The organism is Roseomonas elaeocarpi (assembly GCF_042433915.1).
GTDB classification, from domain to species: Bacteria; Pseudomonadota; Alphaproteobacteria; order Acetobacterales; family Acetobacteraceae; genus Roseomonas; species Roseomonas elaeocarpi.
In genome coordinates this window covers 405,094-426,957 of record NZ_JBHLUN010000005.1, presented here as the reverse complement: position 1 = coordinate 426,957, position 21,864 = coordinate 405,094, and the positions used below count along the sequence as shown (strand labels likewise).

Annotated in this window: 18 protein-coding genes; 6 read left to right on the top strand and 12 right to left on the bottom strand. The window is 72.0% G+C overall.

The genetic code is table 11. The annotated features are described in order from the left end of the window. Positions 1–160 precede the first annotated feature (160 nt). Entirely contained in the window at positions 161–1,438 is a 1,278-nt protein-coding gene (locus ACFFGY_RS07620) for a hypothetical protein (protein ID WP_377043858.1), read from the top strand. Between the two features lie 189 nt (positions 1,439–1,627). Here the strand turns inward: ACFFGY_RS07620 and ACFFGY_RS07615 are convergent, their stop codons facing one another. Then, the gene (locus ACFFGY_RS07615) at positions 1,628–2,908 is read right to left on the bottom strand and encodes an MFS transporter (RefSeq protein WP_377043857.1); all 1,281 of its coding nucleotides are present in this window, start codon (positions 2,906–2,908) and stop codon (positions 1,628–1,630) included. Positions 2,909–2,991: 83 nt separating this feature from the next. Between ACFFGY_RS07615 and ACFFGY_RS07610 the strand changes: the two genes are divergently transcribed. After that, positions 2,992–3,588 carry a TetR/AcrR family transcriptional regulator gene (locus ACFFGY_RS07610; protein ID WP_377043856.1) on the top strand — a complete coding sequence of 199 codons (597 nt, stop codon included), beginning with the start codon at positions 2,992–2,994 and terminating at the stop codon, positions 3,586–3,588. Positions 3,589–3,636: 48 nt separating this feature from the next. On the opposite strand, the gene ACFFGY_RS07605 is transcribed toward ACFFGY_RS07610, so the two are convergent. The 6 genes from ACFFGY_RS07605 to ACFFGY_RS07580 all read right to left on the bottom strand — a co-directional run bounded on the left by ACFFGY_RS07605 (position 3,637) and on the right by ACFFGY_RS07580 (position 10,898). After that, positions 3,637–4,734, bottom strand: a complete 1,098-nt coding sequence (locus tag ACFFGY_RS07605) for a DUF1796 family putative cysteine peptidase (RefSeq protein ID WP_377043855.1) — start codon at positions 4,732–4,734, stop codon at positions 3,637–3,639. A 144-nt stretch (positions 4,735–4,878) separates the two neighbouring features. After that, complete coding sequence (locus ACFFGY_RS07600; RefSeq protein WP_377043854.1) at positions 4,879–6,528, bottom strand: amidohydrolase; 1,650 nt, start codon at positions 6,526–6,528, stop codon at positions 4,879–4,881. A gap of 150 nt (positions 6,529–6,678) precedes the next feature. Beyond that, positions 6,679–7,464: a class II aldolase/adducin family protein gene (locus ACFFGY_RS07595; protein WP_377043853.1), complete on the bottom strand. Its 786-nt coding sequence runs from the start codon at positions 7,462–7,464 to the stop codon at positions 6,679–6,681. Positions 7,465–7,560: 96 nt separating this feature from the next. Then, positions 7,561–8,211, bottom strand: coding sequence for a hypothetical protein (locus ACFFGY_RS07590; RefSeq protein WP_377043852.1), 651 nt, complete (start codon positions 8,209–8,211; stop codon positions 7,561–7,563). 167 nt (positions 8,212–8,378) lie between these two features. Beyond that, complete coding sequence (locus ACFFGY_RS07585) at positions 8,379–9,668, bottom strand: adenylosuccinate synthase (RefSeq protein ID WP_377043851.1); 1,290 nt, start codon at positions 9,666–9,668, stop codon at positions 8,379–8,381. Between the two features lie 3 nt (positions 9,669–9,671). Then, a complete protein-coding gene (locus ACFFGY_RS07580) occupies positions 9,672–10,898 on the bottom strand; it encodes an ATP phosphoribosyltransferase regulatory subunit (protein WP_377043850.1) in 1,227 nt (408 codons plus the stop codon). 105 nt (positions 10,899–11,003) lie between these two features. On the opposite strand from ACFFGY_RS07580, the gene ACFFGY_RS07575 reads away from it, so the two are divergent. Continuing rightward, the gene (locus tag ACFFGY_RS07575) at positions 11,004–11,564 is read left to right on the top strand and encodes a hypothetical protein (protein ID WP_377043849.1); all 561 of its coding nucleotides are present in this window, start codon (positions 11,004–11,006) and stop codon (positions 11,562–11,564) included. 134 nt (positions 11,565–11,698) lie between these two features. On the opposite strand, the gene ACFFGY_RS07570 is transcribed toward ACFFGY_RS07575, so the two are convergent. After that, complete coding sequence (locus tag ACFFGY_RS07570) at positions 11,699–12,880, bottom strand: phosphoserine transaminase (protein ID WP_377043848.1); 1,182 nt, start codon at positions 12,878–12,880, stop codon at positions 11,699–11,701. Between the two features lie 202 nt (positions 12,881–13,082). Here ACFFGY_RS07570 and ACFFGY_RS07565 point away from each other — a divergent pair, with 202 nt between their 5' ends. Next, positions 13,083–14,186 carry an AI-2E family transporter gene (locus tag ACFFGY_RS07565; protein ID WP_377043847.1) on the top strand — a complete coding sequence of 368 codons (1,104 nt, stop codon included), beginning with the start codon at positions 13,083–13,085 and terminating at the stop codon, positions 14,184–14,186. On the opposite strand, the gene ACFFGY_RS07560 is transcribed toward ACFFGY_RS07565, so the two are convergent. The 3 genes from ACFFGY_RS07560 to glmM are packed head-to-tail and all read right to left on the bottom strand — an operon-like array spanning position 14,138 to position 17,204. After that, positions 14,138–14,959, bottom strand: coding sequence for a PhzF family phenazine biosynthesis protein (locus tag ACFFGY_RS07560; RefSeq protein ID WP_377043845.1), 822 nt, complete (start codon positions 14,957–14,959; stop codon positions 14,138–14,140). The two genes, ACFFGY_RS07565 and ACFFGY_RS07560, sit on opposite strands and share 49 nt — an antisense overlap. Beyond that, positions 14,956–15,765 (bottom strand): bifunctional hydroxymethylpyrimidine kinase/phosphomethylpyrimidine kinase, encoded by an 810-nt coding sequence (thiD, locus tag ACFFGY_RS07555; RefSeq protein ID WP_377043844.1) that lies wholly within the window; start codon positions 15,763–15,765, stop codon positions 14,956–14,958. The genes ACFFGY_RS07560 and thiD overlap by 4 nt, the downstream gene beginning before the upstream one ends. Next, positions 15,762–17,204 carry a phosphoglucosamine mutase gene (glmM, locus tag ACFFGY_RS07550; protein WP_377043843.1) on the bottom strand — a complete coding sequence of 481 codons (1,443 nt, stop codon included), beginning with the start codon at positions 17,202–17,204 and terminating at the stop codon, positions 15,762–15,764. Before glmM ends, thiD begins: the two co-directional genes overlap by 4 nt. A gap of 369 nt (positions 17,205–17,573) precedes the next feature. On the opposite strand from glmM, the gene ACFFGY_RS07545 reads away from it, so the two are divergent. Both ACFFGY_RS07545 and ACFFGY_RS07540 read left to right on the top strand, forming a co-directional pair. Then, entirely contained in the window at positions 17,574–19,016 is a 1,443-nt protein-coding gene (locus tag ACFFGY_RS07545; RefSeq protein ID WP_377043842.1) for an MBOAT family O-acyltransferase, read from the top strand. Between the two features lie 10 nt (positions 19,017–19,026). Further along, positions 19,027–20,214: a hypothetical protein gene (locus ACFFGY_RS07540; RefSeq protein ID WP_377043841.1), complete on the top strand. Its 1,188-nt coding sequence runs from the start codon at positions 19,027–19,029 to the stop codon at positions 20,212–20,214. A 10-nt stretch (positions 20,215–20,224) separates the two neighbouring features. Here ACFFGY_RS07540 and ACFFGY_RS07535 read toward each other — a convergent pair whose 3' ends face one another. Then, positions 20,225–21,847, bottom strand: coding sequence for an ABC-F family ATP-binding cassette domain-containing protein (locus ACFFGY_RS07535; RefSeq protein WP_377043840.1), 1,623 nt, complete (start codon positions 21,845–21,847; stop codon positions 20,225–20,227). Positions 21,848–21,864: the final 17 nt, after the last annotated feature.

Below are 21,864 nucleotides of genomic sequence, written 5' to 3'. Positions count from 1 at the left end.
CACCTCCGGTTGCGCGAGAAATCCTGGCCGATACCGATCGGAACCGTTCAATCCAGGCCGCCAGCAGCCGGCTGCCGGCCCCTGACCGGAGGTTCGGTCACGTACGCGTTCCGTTGTGTGTAATTGCAGCGTTAACCCCTACCCCTTATGGATTATGCGGGTGAGCGACATGTTCATCGGCGACAACGCCCTGTCATCCCCGCCTGCTTTCGAGCATGCCGGTCTCGTGCCCGGCACGGTCCGGCTTCGCTGTGCTCAGGCGGGCACCCTGCCGTCGCCCCTGATCGCCTGGTGCAACGGCGCCGAGGCGGGTCGGGCCGAACGCACCGGGGCGGTCGCGGCGGAGGACGTGCTGGACATCGCCATCGCCCGCCTGCCCTGCACCCCGACGCCGCAGCCGCTGCGCTTCGCGCTGGCGGACGCGCCCGGCGACCTCGCGCCGCCGCTGCCGCTGCAGGACGGGCGCAGCCCCTGGGCGCTGCTCGGCCCCGGCCACCCCGTGGTGGAGGAGCTGGAAGCCCAGCACGGCGTTCTGCGCGGCCGGCTGGTGAACCGCGAGAACGGGCTCTTCGCGCCGCTGCTCTTTGCCCGCGTGAACGGCGGCCCCGCCCGTCCAGTGGCGGCCGAGCCGCCGCGCCCCCGCCCGGACGGCGCATCGTCGATCCGCTTCTCCATCACGCTGCGCGCCGAGGAGATCAGCGAATCCGGGCTGCACGTCGAGATCTTCGCCGAAGGGGTGGAAGGGCCGGTGGCGCGCTGGGGCTTGCGGCCCGACACCCCGGGTGCCGCCGCCGAATCCATCGCGGTGCTGAGCACCCGCCTGCGCGCCGCGGAACACGCCGGCGCCCTGCGCGACGCCCGGCTGCGGCTGGACCTCGACCGGGGCCTTGCGGAGCGTGACGCGCGCTTCGAGGCCTTCGTGGAACACGTCATGGGCCTGATCGCCGTGCAGCCGCCGGCGGAAGCGCGCCTGGGGGCACCGGACAACCGGCTGGAAGCCGTGCGGGCACTGATCGCGGGCGCCGTGCCGCCGCCGGCCGAAACCCTGTCGGAGCGGCTGATCCGCGCCGGCGGCCCCGAGTTCACCCAAGGCTGGCACCCGCCGGAAGAGGACTTCCGCTGGATGGGTCCCACCGGCCTGATCGAGAACCCCGAACCCTGGCGCCCCGTGCGCGAGATCACGCTGCGCCTGCGCCACGTCTACGGCGGTGGCCGGCCGCGGCTGCTGATCAGCCTCGACGCCCGCGACACCCCGGCGCGGCTGCGCGACGGGGAAGGCGGGCGCGAGATCGTGGTGGCGCCGGAAGTGCCTGTGGCCTTCGACGTCCTGCGCCTCGACAGCCTGACCCATGGCAGCCCGGCGCGCGAAGGCCACGGCGACGACACGCGCGAACTCTCGCTGGCCATCGCCGAGGTGCGCTTCGCCTACGCCGGCTGACGGGTTTTCGGGATGCCGGAAGCTCCACGCTCCGGAGCACCCCGCCAGCCGCATCCAGCCACGCCTTGCCATGCCATGGCGGCCCCGGAGCAACGCGCCGGGGCTGGCCTCGCTCGGCCGGAACGGCTCGAACGAAGCTCCAAGCGATAAGGGCCGGGCCGCCAGAGCGGCCACGGCCGGAAACCCGGCTCAGGCTGGCTGCGGCAGCCCCGGCGCGTCGCCCACCGCGCGGCGCCGGATGCACAGCGCCAGCACCGCCGCCACCAGCCCCGTGGCGCCCGCCAGCATGAAGGCATCGGCGTAGGTTCCCTGGGCGCCGCGCATCGCCCCCGCCGTGAAGGCCGCCGTTGCCGCCCCCAGCTGGTGCCCCGCGGCGATCCAGCCGAACACGATCGGCGCGTCGCGGTCGCCGAAGCTCTCGTTGGCCAGGCGCAGCGTCGGCGGCACCGTGGCAATCCAGTCGAGGCCGTAGAACACCGCGAAGAGCGACAGCCCGTAGAAGCTGAAATCCGCGTAGGGCAGGTAGATCAGCGACAGCCCGCGCAGCCCGTAATACACGAACAGCAGCCGGCGCGGGTCCACCCGGTCGGTCAGCCATCCCGAGCCCGTGGTGCCCACGAGGTCGAACAGCCCCATCATCGCCATCAGGCTCGCGGCCTGGACCTCGGCCATGCCGTGGTCGCCGCACAGCGCGATCATGTGCGTGCCCACGAGGCCGTTGGTGGTCGCCCCGCAGATGAAGAAGGTCGCAAACAGTAGCCAGAAGGCCCGCGTCCCCGCCGCCCGGCGCAGGGCCCCGAAGGTGGTGGCGAGCAGACCCGTGCGGCGCGGCGGCGGCGCCACCGCGGCCCCCAGCGCGGCGCCGAAGGGCCGCTGTCCGATGGCGGCCGGGCTTTCGGGCACCAGCAGCCAGACCACCGGCACCAGCAGCGCCGCGGCGGCGGCCACCACCAGCACCACCGGCCGCCAGCCGCCGCTGTCGGCCAGGCTCGCGAGGCCGGGCAGGAAGATCAGCGTCCCCGTGGCCGTGCTGGCGGTCAGCAGGCCGGAAACGAGGCCGCGATTCGTCACGAACCAGCGGTTCACCACGGTGGCCGCCAGAACCATCGCCACCGCGCCGCAGGCCATGCCCGACAGCACGCCCCAGGTGGCGATCAGGTGCCAGGGCTGGCTCATGAAGCTGCTCAAACCGGTCGAGGCGGCCATCAGGATCAGCGCGCCCACCAGCACCCGGCGCAAGCCGAAGCGCTCCATCGCCGCGGCGGCGAAGGGACCCACCAGCCCGTAGAGCGCGATGCCGATCGCGGCCGAGAGCGACACGGTTTCCCGCGGCCAGCCGAAGGCTTCCTCCAGCGGCAGCAGCAAGACGCCCGGCGCGGATCGCATCCCGGCCGAAACCAGCAGGCTCACGAAGATCGCGCCCACCACGACGAAAGCGTAGCGCTGGCCGAAAGGCCGCCGGAGTGCCATATCGATGTTCCTGACCGGTACGTTTCTTCCGCCTGCATACGTACCGATCGGTCACATCGTCAAGCCGGGTGTTTTCCGTTGCCATGACCTCTCGCCACGACGCCGCCGAAAAGGACCGCCCCCGACGCGCCGCCGACCGCATCCGCGACACGGCGCTCGAACTCTTCTACCGCGAAGGCATTCGCGCCGTGGGCGTGGAGGAGATCGTCCAGACCGCCGGCGTCACCAAGCCCAGCCTCTACCGGGCCTTCGCTTCCAAGGAGGCGCTCGCCTGCGCCTACCTCCAGGACTACGACGCGATCTTCTGGGGGCGGTTCGAGGCCGCCGTGGCGGCCCATCCGGACGACCCCCGCGCCGCGATCCTGCGGTTTCTCCGCCGCCTGAGCGAGCGCACCGAGCTGGAGGACTACCGCGGCTGCGGCCTGAGCAACGCCGCGCTGGAACACCCCGACAGCACCCATCCCGCGCGTGCCCTGGTGCGCGAAACCAAGGAGCGCCTGCGCGAGCGGCTGCGCGCCATGGCCGCCGCGGCCGGCGCAGCGGAGCCCGAGCGCACGGGTGACGGGTTGCTGCTGCTGATCGAGGGCGCCTACGCCACCGGGCAGATCTTCGGCCCTGGCGGCCCGGCCACGAACCTCGTCGCGGTGGCCGAGCTGCTGCTGGGCCCCGCCCGCGCCTGAGGCGCCGTCCCACCGTGCGCGGCGGGACTGGGCGCCCCCTGCCCTGACTCAGCCGAGGTCCAGCCGGTGCATCTGCAGGATCTCGGCCAGGATCTTCTCGTCGATCGGCTCACGGAAGGCTGTCGCCTCCCATTCCCCGACCGGCTGGTAGCGCAGCATCATGTGCTCGCCCTCGCGCGCCAGCAGGGTGACCTCGGGCAGGAGTCCGCCGCCCGGCCCCGCCACCACCACGGCATTCAGCACGCCGTTGGGGAAGTAGCGGTCGAGGCAGCGGGCGGTGTTGCGGAACTGCGCCACCGACATGTCCCCTTCCCGGCAACTCTGGAGCAGCAGCACCGGCTCGCGCCCACGGGCGAGCACGCGGAAGCGCTCGACGCTGCGCCGGAGATAGGCCTGCCCTTCCTCGGTCCAGACGTCGTGGTGGTTGAAGATGAAGTCGAGCCCGAAGCGCTCCCGGTAGAAGCGGTGGTGGCAGCGCTCGAAGCGCGGGTCGCTCCGCTGCTCCACCGGCACCGGCTCCAGCTGTCGCGGGTCCAGGAAGGTCGCGAAATCATCCTCGATGCAGTGGACCACCATGTCGGGCGTCGAGAAGATCCAGTCGAAGGGCCCGGCGAAGCGCCGCCAGCCCATCCGCTTCAGGAAGTACGCGGAATAGCAGTGGGTCCCCAGGCCCAGAACGTGCCGGAAGGGCGCGTGGGGGCGGAAGTCGCTGCGGCGGGCGGGCCGTCCCCCGGCGGGCAGTTCCTCCGTGGTGTCCTCGCGCAGCTCGAAGTACCGGAACACGTAGCGCGCGTCGCTGCCGACCTGCACGGCGAACTCGATGTTGCTCACCTCTTCCGGGAGCGTGAAGCCGAGCTCGGTCACCTCACCGGCCAGGCGCCGCGACGCGATCCGCCTGCGTCCGAAGTCGTGCCACACCGAAAGGCTGGCCTCGCCGCCCGCCGCCGTGCCGAAGCAGCGCAGCGTGTAGTGGCCCGCCGGAAGCCGCCAGTAGGGGCCGTAGACCAGCGATCCTTCCCGCCCGTCGCTCGCCAGCCCCTCGCCCGTCCAGGTTCCGACGGCGGAAGCCAGCGGGGCGGTGGTGAAATCCACCCGCAGCACCCGATCCGGCGGGGGCGAAGCGGCCTGCGGCGTTACCAGTTCCAAACAACCTCCCCCGGGTGACATTGGCTCCAGGCAGAACATGTGTCACGTCGGGAGGCGGCGGGGAACCGGCCCTGCACGCCAACTCTGCGGCCGTGCGGCGGGCTGCCGCGGCCCGGCCCCACCGCGACCCGCGCGCCGGAGCCGTCAGTCGCCGCCGAGTTCCCCGTGCCGGTCGAAGGCCACCGCGCCGCCGCGCAGCGTGATCTCGGCCCGCGCGTGGCGCACCGCCTCAGGCTGCCGGAAGATGTCGCGCGACAGCACCGCGAGGTCCGCCAGCATCCCCGGCTCCAGCGTGCCGCGCCGCTCCTCGGCGAACTGCGACCAGGCGCCGCACCAGGTCTGGCAGTGCACCGCTTCCTCGACGGTCAGCGTTTCGTCCGGCCCGATCACCGTGCCCGCCACCGTGCGCCGGCTCAGCATGGCATCGAGGTTCCCGAAGGGATCGACGCTCGACACCGGGCTGTCCGAGGACGCGGAGGGGTGGTGCCCCTCGTGCAGCCAGGTGCGCATCGGATACGACGCCGCGGCCCGCGCATCCCCCAGCACGCGGCGGTACACCTCGCCGAATTCGTGGATGAAGACCGGCTGCGGCACCGGCAGGATGCCGCGCGCCTTCATGCGCGCCCGCTGATCCGCGTCCACGAAGCCGCAATGCTCGATCCGGTGCCGCCGCCCGGCAACCGGCGCTTCGGGCGTGTCGGCCGCTTCCATGGCGCTGAGCACTTGCTCGATTGCCGCGTCGCCGATGGCGTGGATCGCCAGCTGCCAGCCGCGCCGGTGATGGTGCGCCAGAACCTCGCGGTGCGTCGCGTCGTCGTAGCACAGGATGCCGGTGCCGCCGGGAAGGTAGGGCTCGCGGAAGGCAGCGGTCAGCCCGCCGGCCGAACCGTCGGCGAAGGTCTTCACCGCCGCCCAGCACAGCATCGGGTCCTCGCGCCCCGGGCGCAGGCCTACGTCCCAGGCGGCGTCGGCGATGCCGCCCGGATCGGCCGCCAGCACCTGCCACATGCGCTGGTGCAGCCGCCCCTCCCGCAGCGCCCGCCGATAGGCCTCGATCTCCACCAGCCCCGCCGTGGCGCCCACGTTCATGTCGGTGGCCGCGGTGAAGCCTCGGCTCGCGAGGTCGCGCCCTGCCGCCTCGATCGCCGCCACCAGCCCCGCCTCGTCCGGCACCGGGATGCGCCCGCGCACCAGGACCTGCGCGCGTTCCTGCAGCAGCCCGGTCAGTTGCCCGGCCTCGCGCCCGATCGCGCCGCCCTCGGGGTCGGGCACGGCGGCGTCCAGTTCCGCGATCCGTAGCGCCGCCGTGCTCGCCACGCCCATGTGGCCGCAGGTCCGCACCACCCAGACCGGGTTGTCGGGCGCCGCACGCTGCAACTCCTCCGCCGTGGGGTGCCGTGCCACGTCGAGCACGAGGTGGTCGTAGCCCCGCCCCAGCAGCCAGGCGCCGCGCGGCAGGGTCGCCGCCTGGGCGGCCACGCGCCGCAACAACTCTTCCAGCGTGCGCACACCGTCGTCGGGGCGCAGGTTCACCTGGCTCAGCCCCAGCCCGTAGGGCAGCAGGTGCATGTGCGCCTCGACCAGCCCCGGCACCACGACGCGCCCGTCGAGCGCCACGCGCCGCGCCCCGGCACCGGCCGCGCCCGTGACATCGTCGCGCGTGCCCACCGCCGCCACGCGGCCGTCGCGCACCAGCAGCGCCTCGGCGAACCCACCCCCGGCGCCACCCGGAACGCCCGGCGCGTCGCGCAACCCGCGGAAGACGCGGCCGCCGGTGAAGATCGTCTCGCTCAACTCATGCTCCCGGAAGCGGAAGGGCGCCGGACCAGCGGTGCCCAAGGGGCGGTCGGCACAACCGGACCGGCCGCAGCCCGGCTGGGCCGCGACGCGACCCTCCCGCACCGCCCGGTCAGGCCTGGAAGGGGCCCTTCTGCGACCCCGCGCTCAGGCGCGCCAGTCGCTGCCGACGCCCTCGATCGAGCGCAGCATCGAGGCCCAGAGCATCTCGAAATGCGCCTCGTTGCCGCCGCGGTTGAACTGCGCCGCCGTCTTCAGGCGGACTTCCTCGGGCGGGAAGATCAGCTCCGAGCCGCCCGCCAGCGCCGCCACCTGCGCCTGGCAGGCACGCTCCAGGTAGTAGATCGTGTGAAAGGCCTTGGCGATGCTCGGCCCGCAGGCCAGCAGCCCGTGGTTCACCAGGATCATCGCGTCGTGCTGCCCCAGGTCGCGCACCAGCCGCTCCCGCTCATCGAGGTCGAGGGCGATGCCCTCGTAGCCGTGATAGGCGAGGTGACCGTAGAACTTCAGCGCGTGCTGCGAGATCGGCAGCAGCCCGTGCTTCTGCGCCGACACCGCGATGCCGGCCTGGGTGTGCGTGTGGATCACGCACATCGCGTCGGGGCGCGACATGTGCACGGCGGAATGGATGGTGAAGCCCGCGGCATTGACCGGCTTGCTCTGCCCGTCCTCCTCCACGACGTTGCCGTCGAGGTCGATCTTCACGAGGTCGCTCGCGCGCATCTCGTCGAACATCACGCCGTAGCGGTTGATCAGGAAATGGTGCTCGGGCCCCGGCAGCCGCGCGCTGATATGGGTGTAGATCAGGTCGGTCCAGCGGTGATGCGCGATCAGCCGATACAGCGCGGCGAGGTCGCAGCGCGTCCGCCATTCCTCCGCTGACATGCCGCGGCGCTGGGCCTGATCCTGCAGGTCGGGCGTGGAAACGTTCATCGCTTGGGGCCTCCGGTTCGGCGGGAACTCTGTTCCCGCCGCCGGGGCCGCGTCAACCGCGCGCCCGTCCCGGAGGCTTGCCGGACCCGCCGCCCCTCAGGGGAAGCTGACGTTCACCGCGTTGCACAGGTCGATGTTGCGGCGCTCCTCCACCCGTCCGCCCTGGTATTCCACCCGAACGTCGTAGTCGCAGGGGCCTTCCGGCAGGCGGATCGCGGCAGTCTTGCCCGGCTCGATGCCGGCGCGGCTGTTCAGCCGGTCGTCGCCCCAGTCCTGTGCGCTGTTGGGCGAGGCCCGCACCACGGTGATCTTCTGGCGGGTGTTGTTCACCAGGTTGAAGGACGGGTTGCCGGTCTGCCCGCTGCCCGTCCCGGCGCCATTGGCGCTCCGCCCGCTGCCGGAGTTGCCAGGGCCGAACACCACCTCGAAGCCGTTGCAGGTGTTGACGTTGCGACGCTCCTCCGAGCGGCCGCCGTCGTAGACCACGCGAATGTCGTTGTTGCACTGCCCGCGCGGCGGCGCGATCCGCAGCGCCAGGCCGCTGCTCAGCACGTTCTCGCCCAGCCGGTCCTCACCCCAGTTGTCCTGGCGGGAAGACGAGACGTAGGCCTCGTTGATCGTGTCGCCGCTGTTGTTCACCAGGAAGAAGGTGGGGTCGTTGCCCTGCGGCCCGGCCGCCAGCGCCGGCGCGGCCGTGGCGGTCAGCAGGGCCGCCGCGAAGAATAAACGCCTGTGCCCGGTGATCATGGAACTTCGTTCTCCCATTCCGCCGCAACTCCCTGGCGGGTGTCGCGGCGACGTGAATGTAACGTTCCACCTCAAACTGGCCATCCCAAAAGCCCGAGAGCTTGGTTGACGCGGCCATCGGCGGACGGAGCCCCTGCCCCGAAGCCGGCAGGGGCCGCCGCGACGGCTCAGCCCGCGAAGGGGTCGTTCACCAGGATGATGTCGTCGCGCTCCGGACTGGTGGAGAGCATCGTCACCGGCGCTTCCACCAGTTCCTCGATGCGGCGGACATACTTGATGGCGGTCGCCGGCAGCTGCCCCCAGGACCGGGCGCCGCGGGTGCTCTCGCTCCAGCCTTCCATCGTCTCGTAGACCGGCTCAGCCTTCGCCTGCAGCGCGGCATTGGCCGGCAGACGCCCCACCACCTCGCCGTCGATGCGGTAGCCGGTGCAGACCTTCACCTCCGGCAGCCCGTCCATCACGTCGAGCTTGGTCAGCACCAGCCCGCTGATGCCGCCGACCTTGACCGCCTGGCGCACCATGGTGGCGTCGAACCAGCCGCAGCGGCGCGGACGACCGGTAACGGTGCCGAACTCGTGCCCCCGCTCGCCGAGCTTCTTGCCGATCTCGTCATGCAGCTCGGTCGGGAAAGGGCCGGAGCCGACGCGGGTGGTATAGGCCTTGGCGATGCCCAGCACCGTGCCGATCGCGTGCGGCCCGACGCCGGCACCCGCCGCCGCATTGCCCGCCACCGTGTTGGACGAGGTCACGAAGGGGTAGGTCCCGTGGTCCACGTCCAGCATCACCGCCTGCGCGCCCTCGAACAGCACGCGCTTGTTCTCGACGCGCGCGGCATCCAGGCGCTCCCAGGCCGGCTCGGCGAAGGGCATCAGCCGCGGCGCCAGCGCCAGGAGGTCACGCAGGAGGTCCTCCTTGCGGAACTCCTCGGCGCCCAACCCGCGCAGCAGCGTGTTGTGGTGCAGCAGGAGCTCATCCAGCTTGGACGACAGCACCGCCTCGTCGGTCAGGTCGCACAGGCGGATGGCGCGGCGCGCCACCTTGTCCTCGTAGGCCGGGCCGATGCCGCGCCCGGTGGTGCCGATCTTGTTCTCGCCCCGCGCCGCCTCGCGCGCCTTGTCCAGCGCCGGGTGCAGCGGCAGGATCAGCGGCACGTTCTCGGCGATGCGCAGGTTGTGCGGCCCGACCTCGAGGCCCTGCATGCCGACCTTCTCGATCTCGCTCAGCAGCGCCTGCGGGTCGAGCACCACGCCGTTGCCGATGATGCCCAGCTTGCCGCGCACCACGCCCGACGGCAGCAGGCTCAGCTTGTAGGTCTGGTTGCCCACCACCAGCGTGTGGCCGGCGTTGTGGCCGCCCTGGAAGCGCACCACGATGTCGGCGCGGCTGGCGAGCCAGTCAACAACCTTGCCCTTGCCCTCGTCGCCCCATTGGGCGCCGATCACGGCGACGTTGGCCATGCCTCAGTCCTTTCCGGAAAGCGCCGATCCGGCGCCGGTGAAAGAAGGCGCCCCATCGGCGCCGGTCTGGAACGGCGCCGCAGCGCCGGAAGATGCGGGATCGGCGACGGCCTCGCCATCCCGGAGAACATGCGTGCAGCGCTGCGAGGCCGCGCTGTCGCCCGCCCCCAGCGCCGCCACCGTCACGAAGCCCCGCGCCCGCAGCGCCGCCGCGGCGGCCGGATCAGCGCCCACCGGCACCAGCACGCGCGCGGGCTCGGCCAGGCGGGGTGCGGCGCGCAGCACCGCGTCGGGGTACACCGTCAGCCCCGTCGCCGGCTCCTCGCCCGACATGTAGCGCCCGCCGCGCGCGAGCTCGCCGGTGCGGCCCGGGCCGTACACGGTATAGGCGACGCCGGTGTGGTAGCGCAGGCCGCGGAACTCCACCGGATCGAGCGTGATGCGCAGCGCCGGCATGACCGCGCGGATCGCGGCGATCACGGCGGCGGCGTTGTCGGCGATGGCGCGCGCGGCGGGCGGCAGCGCCACCGCGTCCAGCGCCCGCAGCGCCGCGTCGGCAGGCCCCGCGGCGGCCAGCAGCCCCGGCAGGAACACCGCCGGCGGCCCCGCCCGCTCGGCCAGCGCGCGCACGGCGGCCTCGTCCTTGCGGTCCAGCGCGCGGGCCAGCGCCGCCCGCTCCTCGCCCGCGAGGCCTGCGGCATCGAGCAGCGCCGGCGACATGGCGGGCAAGGTGATGTCCAGCGCCACGCCCTCGACACCCACGCGCGCCAGCGCCTCGACGCCCACGATCGCGACCTCGGCATCGGCCACCGGGCTGTCGGCGCCGATCAGCTCGATGCCGGCCTGCGGCAGCTGCCGCTCCGGTGCGATCTGCGTGCCGCGCACCCGCAGCACCTGGCCCGAATAGCTCAGCCGCAGCGGCCGTTCCACGCCGCGCAGCCGCGTGGCCGCGAGGCGCGCCACCTGCGGCGTCATGTCGGCGCGCAGGCCCATCATCCGCTGCGACACCGGGTCCATCAGCCGGAAGGTCTGTTCCGCCACCGCGGCGCCGGAGCCCGCCAGCAGCCCTTCCTCGAACTCGATCAGCGGCGGCTTGACGCGCTCGTAGCCATGGCTGCCGAACACCGCCAGCATCGCTTCCACCAGCGCCGCCTCGCGCGCGGCGTCGGGCGGCAGGAGGTCGGCAAGGCCGGCGGGCAGCAGGGCGGGGTTGAAACCGTCGGAAGGCATCTCGGCTCGCAGGTCTGGCGCCTTCGCGCGCTGGTCGCGAAAGGCGGGGCTGTGTGGCAGCGATGCGCCGCAACGGCAAGGCCGCGACGGTGTTGCTAGCATATCATGGCGCAACGCTCGACCCTGCCGCTGCTGGCGGCGATCCTTCTTCCCCTCCTGGCCGGCGGCTGCACCGTGCGGCAGGGCGGTCCCGACGTGGCGGGCTGGGGCGACCCGATCAGCGCCGGCGCACTCGATGCGCTGGATGATTTCGGTCATACCGGCCGCCTCACCGGGCAGACCGACCGCGCGCTTTTCGCGGCGCTGCGGGTGGAGCAGCTGGCCGAGGCCTCGGAAAGCGATCCGCTCTGGCAGACGGGCCGCATCTCGACGCTGCAGCCCCAGCTGCTGATGGCCCGCCGCCAGATGCGTGAGGCTCTGGGCATCGATCCGAAGCTGCGCCCGCGCGTGGTGGAAACCGCGCTCTACCGCGCCCTGCAGGCCGGCCCGAACCGCGGCGCGGCCGCCACGGCGCTGAACATCCCGGGCTTCAACGGCGGCGGCGAGGCCGTGCTGGCGCGAGCCGACAACCTGCCCCGCCTGCCGCTGGTGGACCAGGCCGCCGCCCGCACCGCGCTGCTGGCCAGCAACCCGGGCACCGGCAGCAACGGCGGATCGCTGTTCTGAGGGGGAACAGGTCGGACCGGCAGCACCTCGGGCCGGGTTCCCGCTTGGCCTGAGGCGCGGGCTGGTCGATCCTTGCAGGCCGACGCCGCCCGGCAGGCGCGCGCCGTGTTTGGCGGCACCTGCCGCGGGGTTCCTCAGCCGCCGTGGCGCCCCGCCACCTCGGCCCAGGCCCAGTCGATCCAGGGCAGCAGCGCCTCGATATCAGCCACCTCCACCGTCGCCCCACCCCAGATCCGCAGGCCCAGCGGCGCGTCGCGATAGGACGCCAGGTCCAGCCCGACGCCTTCCGCGGCCAGCAGCTCCGCCACCGCCTTCGCGGCCGCGGCCTGCGCCTTGGCGTCCAGCGCCTCGAACCAGGGCGCGCAGAAGCGCAGGCAGATCGAGGTCGAGGACCGCTCCTCCGCCCGCTCGGCCAGGAAGCGCACCCAGTCCTTGCCGTCCACCCAGCGCGTCACGGCGGCGAGGTTCGCTTCCGATCGCGCGATCAGCCCGTCCAGCCCGCCCACGCCCTCGGCCCAGCGCAGCCCGTCGATCGCGTCCTCGACGCAGAGCATCGAGGGCGTGTTGATCGTATCACCCAGGAAGATGCCCTCGATCGGCTGCCCGCCCTTGGAAAAGCGGAACACCTTGGGCAGCGGCCGGTCCGTCTGGAACTCGGCCAGGCGCGCCACCGCGCGGGGCGAGAGCGCCAGCATCCCGTGCCCGGCCTCGCCGCCCAGCACCTTCTGCCAGCTCCAGCACACCACATCGAGCCGGTCCCAGGGCAGCCGCATCGCGAAGGCGGCCGAGGTCGCGTCGCAGATCGCCAGTCCTTCGCGCGCCGGGTCGATCCAGCCGCCATCCGGCACCCGCACGCCCGAGGTCGTGCCGTTCCACACGAACACCACGTCGCGCCGCCAGTCCACCTGCCCGAGGTCCGGCAGCCGGCCGTAAGGCGCCTCGATCACCCGCGCATCGGGCAGCCGCAGCTGCCGGGCGATGTCGCCGGCCCATTCGCCCGAGAAGCTTTCCCACACCGGCACGTCCACGCCGCGCGGCCCCAGCAGCGACCACAACGCCATCTCCACCGCGCCGGTGTCGGACGCGGGCACGATCCCCAGCCGCCAGTCCGCCGGCATTCCCAGCAGGCTGCGGGAGCGGTCGATCACCTCGCGCAGCCGCGCCCGCGCGTCCGGCGCACGGTGGCTGCGCCCCACCAGCGCCCCTTCCAGCGCCGAAACCGACCAGCCCGGACGCTTGGCGCAGGGGCCGGAGGAGAAGCACGGGTTGTTCGGCCGGCGCTCGGGCTTCGGGGCATGGGGGGCAGCGGCCGTCATCGGCGTGTTTGTCCTCGTGCGGGGCGTCCGGCGCGGCGGTCCGGACGCGGTTGCTGCCCCAGCGACTGCCCCCGGCGTGGCCGCGGCGCAAGGCCCGAAGGCGGCACCCGCCCATTTTGCCGCCGTGTCGTGGCGGCCACGCTGACGTTTACGTGCCACGCCGCCGCTGCAACCGCGCCCTGCGGGCCCCGTTGCGCCCCCGATGACCCGCTCGACCCTCTCGATCACCGTGCTGCTGGTGGCCTTCGTGCTGCTGTGCTGGCTGGTTCCCAACGCCCTGCTGATCGCATTTGCAGGCGCCCTCCTGGCCGTGGCGCTGCGCGCGCTGGCCGCCCCCATCGTGGTGAAGACCGGCCTCAGCGGAGGCTGGGCCGTGCTGGTCGTGGCGCTGCTGATCGTGGTGGTTTTCGGCCTGGGGATCTGGGCCGCGATCGGCCCGCTCACCGAGCAGGCCCAGGCCTTCGCGCAGCAGGTGCCGCAGGCGCTGCGCTCGCTGCAGGACTCCCTGTCGAACTATCCGTGGATCCAGGGGCAGATCAACAAGTTCCAGCCCGAGCAGCTGATGTCCTCTGTGGGCGAAAGTGCCGCCGGCGTGGCCGCTTCCGGCATCTTCGGCACGGTGGGTGCCATCGGCAACGTGGTGCTGATGGTGCTGCTCGCGCTCTACCTGGCGGCGGAACCCTCGCTCTACCGCCGCGGCTCGATCGCCTTCCTGTCGCCCGACCTGCGCGCCAGGGGAATGCACGTGCTCGACGCGGCCGGCGCCTCGCTGCGCGGCTGGCTGCTCGGCGCCCTGTGCGCCATGGTGTTCAACGGCGTGCTGATCTGGCTGGGCCTCTGGGCGCTGGGCGTGCCGCTGTCGGGGCTGCTGGGCGCCATCGCCGCGGTGACCAGCTTCGTGCCCTATATCGGCGCCATCTCGGCCGCCGTGCCCGCCGCGCTGATGGCGCTGGGCAAGGAACCCTCGCTGGTGCCCTGGGCGCTGGGCGTCTACTTCTTGGTGCAGATGCTGGAAGGCAACGTGCTGACGCCGCTGGTGCAGAAGCGCACCACCGACCTGCCGCCGGCGCTGCTGCTGATCTCGCAGACCGTGATGGGCACCGTGGCCGGCATCCTGGGCGTGGTGCTGGCCGCCCCGCTCACCGCCGTGGCGATGACGGTGATCAGGATGACCTACATCGAGGAACGCCTGGAAGGCGGCGAGCACCTCAACGCCGCCGAGGCCGAGGCCCGCGCCGATGCCGACAAGGCCGCCGCTCAGCCGTCCAGGCCGCTCAGCGGCGAAGCGATCTCCAGGCGCGCGTAGAGCGCCGCCGTCCCGCCCATGCGCGCCCGGTCGCCGCGCAGCGCGCACCACAGCGTGCCGCCGCGCCGGCTGGCCTGGCGGCACACCAGCTCCGTCCGGCCCAGCCGCGCGGCCCAGAAGGGCAGGATCTGGGTATGCGCCACGCCGGTGACCGGGTCTTCCGGGATGCCGACGGCGGCGGCGAAGAAGCGCGACACCACGTCGTGCACCCCGTCGTCGCCGGGCGCGGTCACGATCACCCGCGCCGCCGTACCGTCCCCGTCGGGCAGCGCCGCGATGCGCGCGTGGTCCGGCCGCAGCGCCCGCACCGTCGTGGCGTCGGCGAAGACGCAGAACCAGTCGCGCCCCTTCCAGACCTCCGCCGGCTCGGCGCCCAGCGCCTCCGCCAGCCCCGCCGGCGCCTGTGCCCGCACCGGCATCCGCGCCGGAAAGTCGAGCACGTAGCGCCCCGCCTCCTGTTCCACCCGCAGCATCCCCGACGCGGTGCAGAAACGCATCGTGCCCGCGACGCCGTACTCGGTGGCCAGCACATGCGCCGTGGCCAGCGTGGCGTGGCCGCAGAGCTCCACCTCCACGGTGGGGGTGAACCAGCGCAGGTGCCACTGGTTCTCGCCGTCGGGTACCAGGAAGGCCGTTTCGCTCAGGTTGTGCTCGGCCGCCATGCGCCCCATCACGGCGTCGGGCAGCCAGCGCTCCAGCGGCACCACCGCCGCCGGATTGCCCTCGAAGGGGCGTTCGGCGAAGGCGTCCACCACAAAGGCGCGCAGCGTCATGCCGGGATCCTTTCCGGATCGACGGTCACGCCGTGGTCCAGCGGTCCGTGTCCCTCGCCGTAGCCCGGGGCATGGCGGATCGCCGCCAGCACGTAGCGCCTGGCCCGCAACACCGCGTCGCGCAAGCCCATCCCCTGCGCCAGACCGGTGGCGATCGCGCTGGCCAGCGTGCAGCCGGTGCCGTGGGTGTGCACCGTTTCGAGATGCGGCCCTTCGAAGACCTCCACCCCGTCCTCGGTCGCCAGCAGGTCGAACAGCCGCGCGCCCGGCAGGTGGCCGCCCTTGAGCAGCACCGCCGGCACGCCCAGCGTCAGCATCGATTCCGCCGCCGCGCGCATCCCGTCGAGGTCGCGGATCTCGCGCCCCGAGAGCACCTCGGCCTCCGGCAGGTTGGGCGTGATCAGCGCGGCGAAGGGCAGCAGCCGGCGCTTGAGCACCTCCACCGCATCGGCCGCCAGCAGCCGCGAGCCACCCTTGGCCACCATCACCGGGTCCAGCACCAGCGGCACGCCCTGCCCGTGGCTCGCCATCACGTCGGCCACGGATTCGATGGTCTCGCCATCGGCCAGCATGCCGGTCTTCACCACGTCGGCGCCGATATCCTCGAAGCTCATCCGCATCTGCAGGCGCAGGAAATCCTGCGGCACGGCGTGGACGGCGCGGACGCCGCGCGTGTCCTGCGCCGTCAGCGCGGTGATCGCGGTCGCGGCATAGCCACCCAGCGCCGTGACGGTCTTGATGTCGGCCTGGATCCCTGCCCCGCCGCCGGAATCCGATCCGGCGACGATCAGCACCCGTCCCTTCAAGGCGTGCCGCCCTCGCTGCCGGCCCCGACACCGGTCTCCGCCTTCGCGGCGCTCTCGCGGCGGGGTGCCGCGGCCACGGCGCGGATCGTGTCGGCCAGCTGCGTCACCACCGCCTCCACCACGCTTTCCTCCTCGGCCTCCGCCATGACGCGGATCAGCGGCTCGGTGCCGCTCGGGCGGATCAGCACGCGGCCACGGCTGCCGAGCTCGGCCTCCGCCGCCCGGATCGCGTCCGACACGGCCGGGTCCGACAAGGGGTCCCCCCCGGCGTGGCGGATGTTCACCAGCTTCTGCGGCAGCGGCTCGAAGCGCCGGCACACGGCGCTGGCTGGCCGGCCTTCCTCGGTGATCGCCGCCAGCACCTGCAGCGCCGCCACCAGCCCGTCGCCGGTGGTGCCGTGATCCGACAGGATCAGGTGCCCCGACTGCTCGCCGCCCACGTTGCAGCCGCTCTCGCGCATCCGCTCACCCACGTAGCGGTCGCCGACCTTGGTGCGCTGCAGCCCGATGCCCTTGGAGGCGAGGCGCCGCTCCAGCCCGAGGTTGCTCATCACGGTCGCCACCACGGACCCGCCCCGCAGCCGTCCCTGCGCCGCGAAGGTTTCGCCGATCAGCGCCAGGATCTGGTCGCCGTCCACGATGTTGCCGCCCTCGTCGCACATCACCAGCCGGTCGGCGTCGCCGTCCAGCGCGATGCCCAGGTCGGCGCGCCGCTCGCGCACCAGTTCCGCCATGCGCGCCGGCGCGGTGGAGCCGCAGTTGCTGTTGATGTTGAACCCGTCCGGCGCCACGCCGAGCGGCACGACCTCGGCCCCCAGCTCCCACAGCACCGTCGGCGCCACGCGGTAGGCGGCGCCGTTGGCGCAGTCCACCACGATGCGCATGCCCGACAGCGTCAGCCCCTTCGGGAAGGCGCTCTTGGCGGCCTCGATGTAGCGGCCCGGCGCGTCCTCCAGCCGGCTGGCGCGGCCCAGCCGCGCCGGCGCGGCCAGGGCTTCCGTCAGGTCGCCCGCCATCAGCGCCTCGATCGCGCCTTCCTGCGCGTCACTCAGCTTCAGCCCGTCCGGGCCGAACAGCTTGATGCCGTTGTCCTCGTAGGGGTTGTGCGAGGCCGAGATCATCACGCCCAGGTCCGCCCGCAGCGAGCGCGTGAGCATCGCGATGGCCGGCGTCGGCAGCGGCCCCACCAGCACCACGTCCATGCCGGCACCCACGAAGCCCGCCGTCAGTGCCGGCTCCAGCATGTAGCCCGACAGCCGCGTGTCCTTGCCCACCACGACGCGGTGCCGGTGCCCGCCGCGGTTGAAGAACTGCCCCGCCGCCTGGCCCAGCCGCAGCGCGGTGGCGGCGTCCATCGGCGCCCGGTTGGCCACGCCCCGCACCCCGTCGGTGCCGAACAGCTTGCGCGCGGCCGGCGCGGCGGAAGCGGGTTTGCTCATGGCGTCGCGGGCTCCGTGGGGAAGAAAACAGCCGTGGAGCCTACCGTGTGGCGCCCACCCGGTCCATGGCGGCGAATGCCATGCTGCCGGCAACGAGCACGGCGGACCCAGGCAGCAAGAGCCTCCCTGGCCATCTCGGATCGCCCCGCGCCCTCCCCGCCGCGCCGACACAGGTGGGGCAGCCCCGCCACAGCGTCCCGTCCTCATGAAGAGGGTTGCACTCGCGGCATCCGCAACTGCGCACACGGTGCCGTTCCGCCTGATCCACTCGCAGTTGTCCTCTGGCTCACCACATCGGTTGTGGCTAGAAACACGGATCGGGGGGCGCGACAGGCGCCATGTGCGCCGCTGGCGCAGCGGAGCGGCGCCTTGGCCTTCAGTTCGATCGTCTTCCTGTTCTACTTCCTGCCGCTGTTCCTCTTGATCTACCTGGCACTGCCACCGGCGCGCATGTGGGTCATCATCGCCGGCAGCCTAGTATTCTACGCCTGGGGCGAACCCTTCTACATCGGCCTGCTGCTGGTCTTCATCGTCATGAACTGGTGGCTGGGACTGCGGCTGGAACGCGCCTCGCCGCCGCTCGGCCGTGCCCTGCTGACGATCGGCGTCAGTGCCAACATCCTGCTGCTGGCAGGCTTCAAGTACGCAGGCTTCTTCATGCAACAGGTCGACGTGCTGGCCCGCGCGGCGGGATGGCCGCCCCCGCAGGTGCCGGCGATCCCGCTGCCGCTCGGCATTTCCTTCTTCGCCTTCCAGGGCATTTCCTACCTGATGGACATCCGCCGGGGCGAGGTGCGCGCCCAGCCGAGCCTGCCGCGCTTCGCGATGTACAAGACCATGTTCCCGCAGCTGATCGCCGGGCCTATCCTGCGCTATCGCCAGATCGCCCACGAGATCAATGACCGCAGGATCGAGCCCGCCCGCTTCCGCATGGGCATCGAGCTCTTTGTCGTCGGGCTGGCGCAGAAGGTGCTGATCGCCAACACCGTGGCGCTTCCGGCCGACCAGATCTTCGCCCTGCCGCCGGAAGCCCTGACCGCCGCCGTCGCCTGGCTCGGCGCGGTCTGCTACATGGTGCAGATCTTCTTCGACTTCGCCGGCTACACCACGATGGCCATCGGCCTCGGCCACATGCTCGGCTTCAGCCTGCCGCCGAACTTCAACCGGCCCTACACGGCGCGCTCCGTCACCGACTTCTGGCGCCGCTGGCACATGTCGCTGTCGTCTTGGTTCCGGGACTACCTGTACATCCCGCTCGGCGGCAACCGCGCCGGGGCGTGGCGCACCTATGCCAACCTCCTGATCGTCTTCGCGCTCTGCGGATTATGGCACGGCGCGGCCTGGCCCTTCGTGGTCTGGGGACTTTACCACGGGCTCTTCCTGATCCTGGAGCGCGCTGCCGGCCACATGCCCGGGCTGTCCGCCTGGGGCGCACGCCTGCCCGCCGCGCTCCGGCACGCCTACCTGCTGCTGGTGGTGCTGGTCGGATGGGTGATCTTCCGCGCCGACACGCTGGGACATGCCGGGCAGATGCTGGCCGCCATGACCGGCTTCGGCACCCCGGGGCTGCTCGCCATGCCGGTGCAGCGCTACGCCGGACCCTCGGTCTGGACAGCGCTGGCAGTCGCGGTGGCGCTGGTGGCCTGGAAGCGCGACACGAATTACGCCACCGCCGCCGGCATCACCCGCCTGCCCCGCCTGGGCGAGGCGGTGCTCGCCCTGCGCTTCGTGGCCGGGTTGGTACTGCTGACGGTCACAGCGGCGGCGCTGGCCAGCGGCACGCACAATCCCTTCATCTACTTCCGCTTCTGAGGGTCGTCGCATGCACCGTCGCGGCAACGGGCTCGACTGCCTGCTGATCACCTGCTTCCTGGCGGCGCTCTGCCTGCCCGCCCTGGCAGCGGCTCTCGGTTGGCAGCCGAGTGGAGCACTCTCCGAAAACCGCGTGCTCGCGGCCCCACCGCCGTGGCCGACCACCCGAGCCGAAGCCGAAGCGCTGCCGGCCCAATTGACGGCACTGGCGAACGACCGTTTCGGCTTGCGCAACCTCCTGCTGCGCTGGAACGGCCGCCTGCGCTACGGACTGTTCGGCGAGTTCACCTCCGACCAGCTCACAGCGGGACAGGGCGGCCGCTTCTTCCTCAACAGCCACGTCCCCGGACACGCCTTTAGCCTGATCGACGAGAGTTGCGGCGTGGGAATGACCGACGCGGCGCTGCACCAGGCTGCGGACGGCTTGGCCACGCTGCTGCGCGACATGCGGACGGTGGCGCCGCGCGTGCTCTATCTCGGCATACCGACCTCGCCCGTGCTGGACCGCGACGCGCTGCCGGGCTGGCTGCGCGCCCGATGTGCCGGCTGGATGCCGGTGGCGCAGGCCGTCGCCGCCACGCTGAACGAGCGCGCGCCCGACTTGGCCAAGATGGTGATGGTGCCGCAGGACGCGCTGTTTGCCATGCAGCGGGAGGGCGAGAACCCCTACCCCGCCAAGGACTTCCACTGGGAAGGCCAGGCCGGGCAGCGCGTGGCCGCGCTGGCGGCGGAGCGTCTCGGCCTGCCGTTGCTGCAACCTCTGCCCACTACCGTGATCCCGCGGGACAGCGATCTGACGCAGTTCATGCCCGGCCTCACGCCGAAACACGCCGCGCTGGTGCCGCTGCACGCGGGCGGTGGCTTGCGCGTCTGCTACAACGCACCCTGCCTGCCGGCGCTGCTGCCCGTCGCCACCGCCATCAACGAGCTGACGCTGACCGAACGCCTGTCCGGCGAAGGGCCGCGCCTGCTGCTGATCTCGGACTCCTTCGGCGCCCGCGTGTCCGACTTCGTCGGCGCCTATGCCGGACAGGTGCTGCACCTGAACCTGGCCTTCGAGCGCATGACCCCGTCACAGCGCACGACGCTGCGCCAGGTGGTGCTGCACGACTTCCACCCAGACGCGGTGCTGCTGGTGCAGCACGACGGCGGCATGCGCGCCGCCATCGACTGGGCCCGAAACCTGTTCGGGCCGTAAGGCGCAGCGCCTAGGCGTGCAGCCCCGGCGCTTCCTGCCCGGTCCGCGCCACGTACTCGGTATATCCCCCGTCGTACTGGTGAATGCCCTCGGGCGTCAGCTCCAGCACCCGGTTCGACAGCGCCGCCAGGAAGTGCCGGTCGTGCGACACGAACAGCATCGTGCCCTCGTAGTCCTGCAGCGCCGCGATCAGCATCTCCTTGGTGGCCACATCGAGGTGGTTGGTCGGCTCATCGAGCACCAGGAAGTTCGGCGGGTCGAACAGCATCCGCGCCATCACCAGCCGCGCCTTCTCGCCGCCCGAGAGCACGCGCACCCGCTTCTCGACCTCGTCGCCCGAGAAGCCGAAGCAGCCCGCCAGCGCGCGGAGCGATCCCTGGCTGGCGCGCGGGTGCTCGTCCTCCAGCGCCTGGAACACGGTGCGCTCGCCATCCAGCAGGTCCATCGCGTGCTGCGCGAAGTAGCCCATTTTCACGCTGCCACCCATCGACACCGTGCCCGAATCCGGCGCCGTGGAGCCGGTCACCAGCTTCAGCAGCGTGGACTTGCCCGCGCCGTTCACGCCCAGTACGCAGCAGCGCTCCCGCCGCCGCACCAGCAGGTCCAGCCCGTCATAGATCACGCGGCTGCCGTAGCGCTTCGCCACGCCCCGCAGGTTCACCACGTCGTCGCCCGAGCGCGGCGCCGGGGGGAAGTCGAAGCTCACCGACTGACGCCGCTTGGGCGGCTCCACCCGCTCGATCTTGTCGAGCTTCTTGACCCGGCTCTGCACCTGCGCCGCGTGCGAGGCCCGCGCCTTGAAGCGCTCGATGAACTTGATCTCCTTGGCCAGCATCGCCTGCTGGCGCTCGAACTGCGCCTGCTGCTGCCGCTCGTTCATCGCGCGCTGCGCTTCGTAGAACTCGTAGTCGCCCGAGTAGGAGGTCAGCGACCCGCCGTCGATCTCCACCACCTTGTTGATGATGCGGTTCATGAACTCGCGGTCGTGCGAGGTCATCAGCAGCGCGCCGTCGTAGTTCTGCAGGAAGTTCTCCAGCCAGATCAGGCTTTCGAGGTCGAGGTGGTTGCTCGGCTCATCCAGCAGCATCACGTCGGGCCGCATCAGCAGGATGCGCGCCAGCGCCACGCGCATCTTCCAGCCGCCCGACAGCTGCCCGACGTCGCCCTCCATCATCTCCTGCGAGAAGCTGAGCCCCGCCAGGATCTCGCGCGCCCGGCTGTCCAGCGCGTAGCCGCCCATCTCCTCGAAACGGCCCTGCACCTCGCCGAAGCGCTCGATGATGCTGTCCATCTCGTCCATGCGCTCCGGATCGGCCATCGCCGCCTCCAGCTCGCGCAGCTCGGCCGCCACCTCGCTGACCGCACCTGCTCCTTCCATCACCTCGGCCACGGCGGATCGGCCTGACATTTCACCGACATCCTGGCTGAAGAAGCCGATCGCCGTGCCGCGATCCACCATCACCTGCCCCTCGTCGGGCAGCTCGCTCCCGGTGATCATGCGGAACAGCGTGGACTTGCCGGCGCCGTTCGGCCCCACGAGGCCCACCTTCTCGCCCCGCTGGAGCGCGGCGGAAGCCTCGATGAAGAGGAGCTGCTGGCCGTTCTGCTTGCTGATGTTGTCGAGGCGGATCATGGAAACTCAAACCGGAG

What these genes read in the sequence shown, in the direction of transcription:
- ACFFGY_RS07560 (WP_377043845.1), bottom strand. Translation starts at nt 14,959, where the DNA reads ATGACGCTGCGCGCCTTTGTGGTGGACGCCTTCGCCGAACGCCCCTTC.
- ACFFGY_RS07570 (WP_377043848.1), bottom strand. Translation starts at nt 12,880, where the DNA reads ATGACGGCCGCTGCCCCCCATGCCCCGAAGCCCGAGCGCCGGCCGAAC.
- ACFFGY_RS07615 (WP_377043857.1), bottom strand. Translation starts at nt 2,908, where the DNA reads ATGGCACTCCGGCGGCCTTTCGGCCAGCGCTACGCTTTCGTCGTGGTG.
- ACFFGY_RS07610 (WP_377043856.1), top strand. Translation starts at nt 2,992, where the DNA reads ATGACCTCTCGCCACGACGCCGCCGAAAAGGACCGCCCCCGACGCGCC.
- ACFFGY_RS07590 (WP_377043852.1), bottom strand. Translation starts at nt 8,211, where the DNA reads ATGATCACCGGGCACAGGCGTTTATTCTTCGCGGCGGCCCTGCTGACC.
- ACFFGY_RS07535 (WP_377043840.1), bottom strand. Translation starts at nt 21,847, where the DNA reads ATGATCCGCCTCGACAACATCAGCAAGCAGAACGGCCAGCAGCTCCTC.
- ACFFGY_RS07540 (WP_377043841.1), top strand. Translation starts at nt 19,027, where the DNA reads ATGCACCGTCGCGGCAACGGGCTCGACTGCCTGCTGATCACCTGCTTC.
- glmM (WP_377043843.1), bottom strand. Translation starts at nt 17,204, where the DNA reads ATGAGCAAACCCGCTTCCGCCGCGCCGGCCGCGCGCAAGCTGTTCGGC.
- ACFFGY_RS07585 (WP_377043851.1), bottom strand. Translation starts at nt 9,668, where the DNA reads ATGGCCAACGTCGCCGTGATCGGCGCCCAATGGGGCGACGAGGGCAAG.
- ACFFGY_RS07580 (WP_377043850.1), bottom strand. Translation starts at nt 10,898, where the DNA reads ATGCCTTCCGACGGTTTCAACCCCGCCCTGCTGCCCGCCGGCCTTGCC.
- ACFFGY_RS07595 (WP_377043853.1), bottom strand. Translation starts at nt 7,464, where the DNA reads ATGAACGTTTCCACGCCCGACCTGCAGGATCAGGCCCAGCGCCGCGGC.
- ACFFGY_RS07575 (WP_377043849.1), top strand. Translation starts at nt 11,004, where the DNA reads ATGGCGCAACGCTCGACCCTGCCGCTGCTGGCGGCGATCCTTCTTCCC.
- ACFFGY_RS07565 (WP_377043847.1), top strand. Translation starts at nt 13,083, where the DNA reads ATGACCCGCTCGACCCTCTCGATCACCGTGCTGCTGGTGGCCTTCGTG.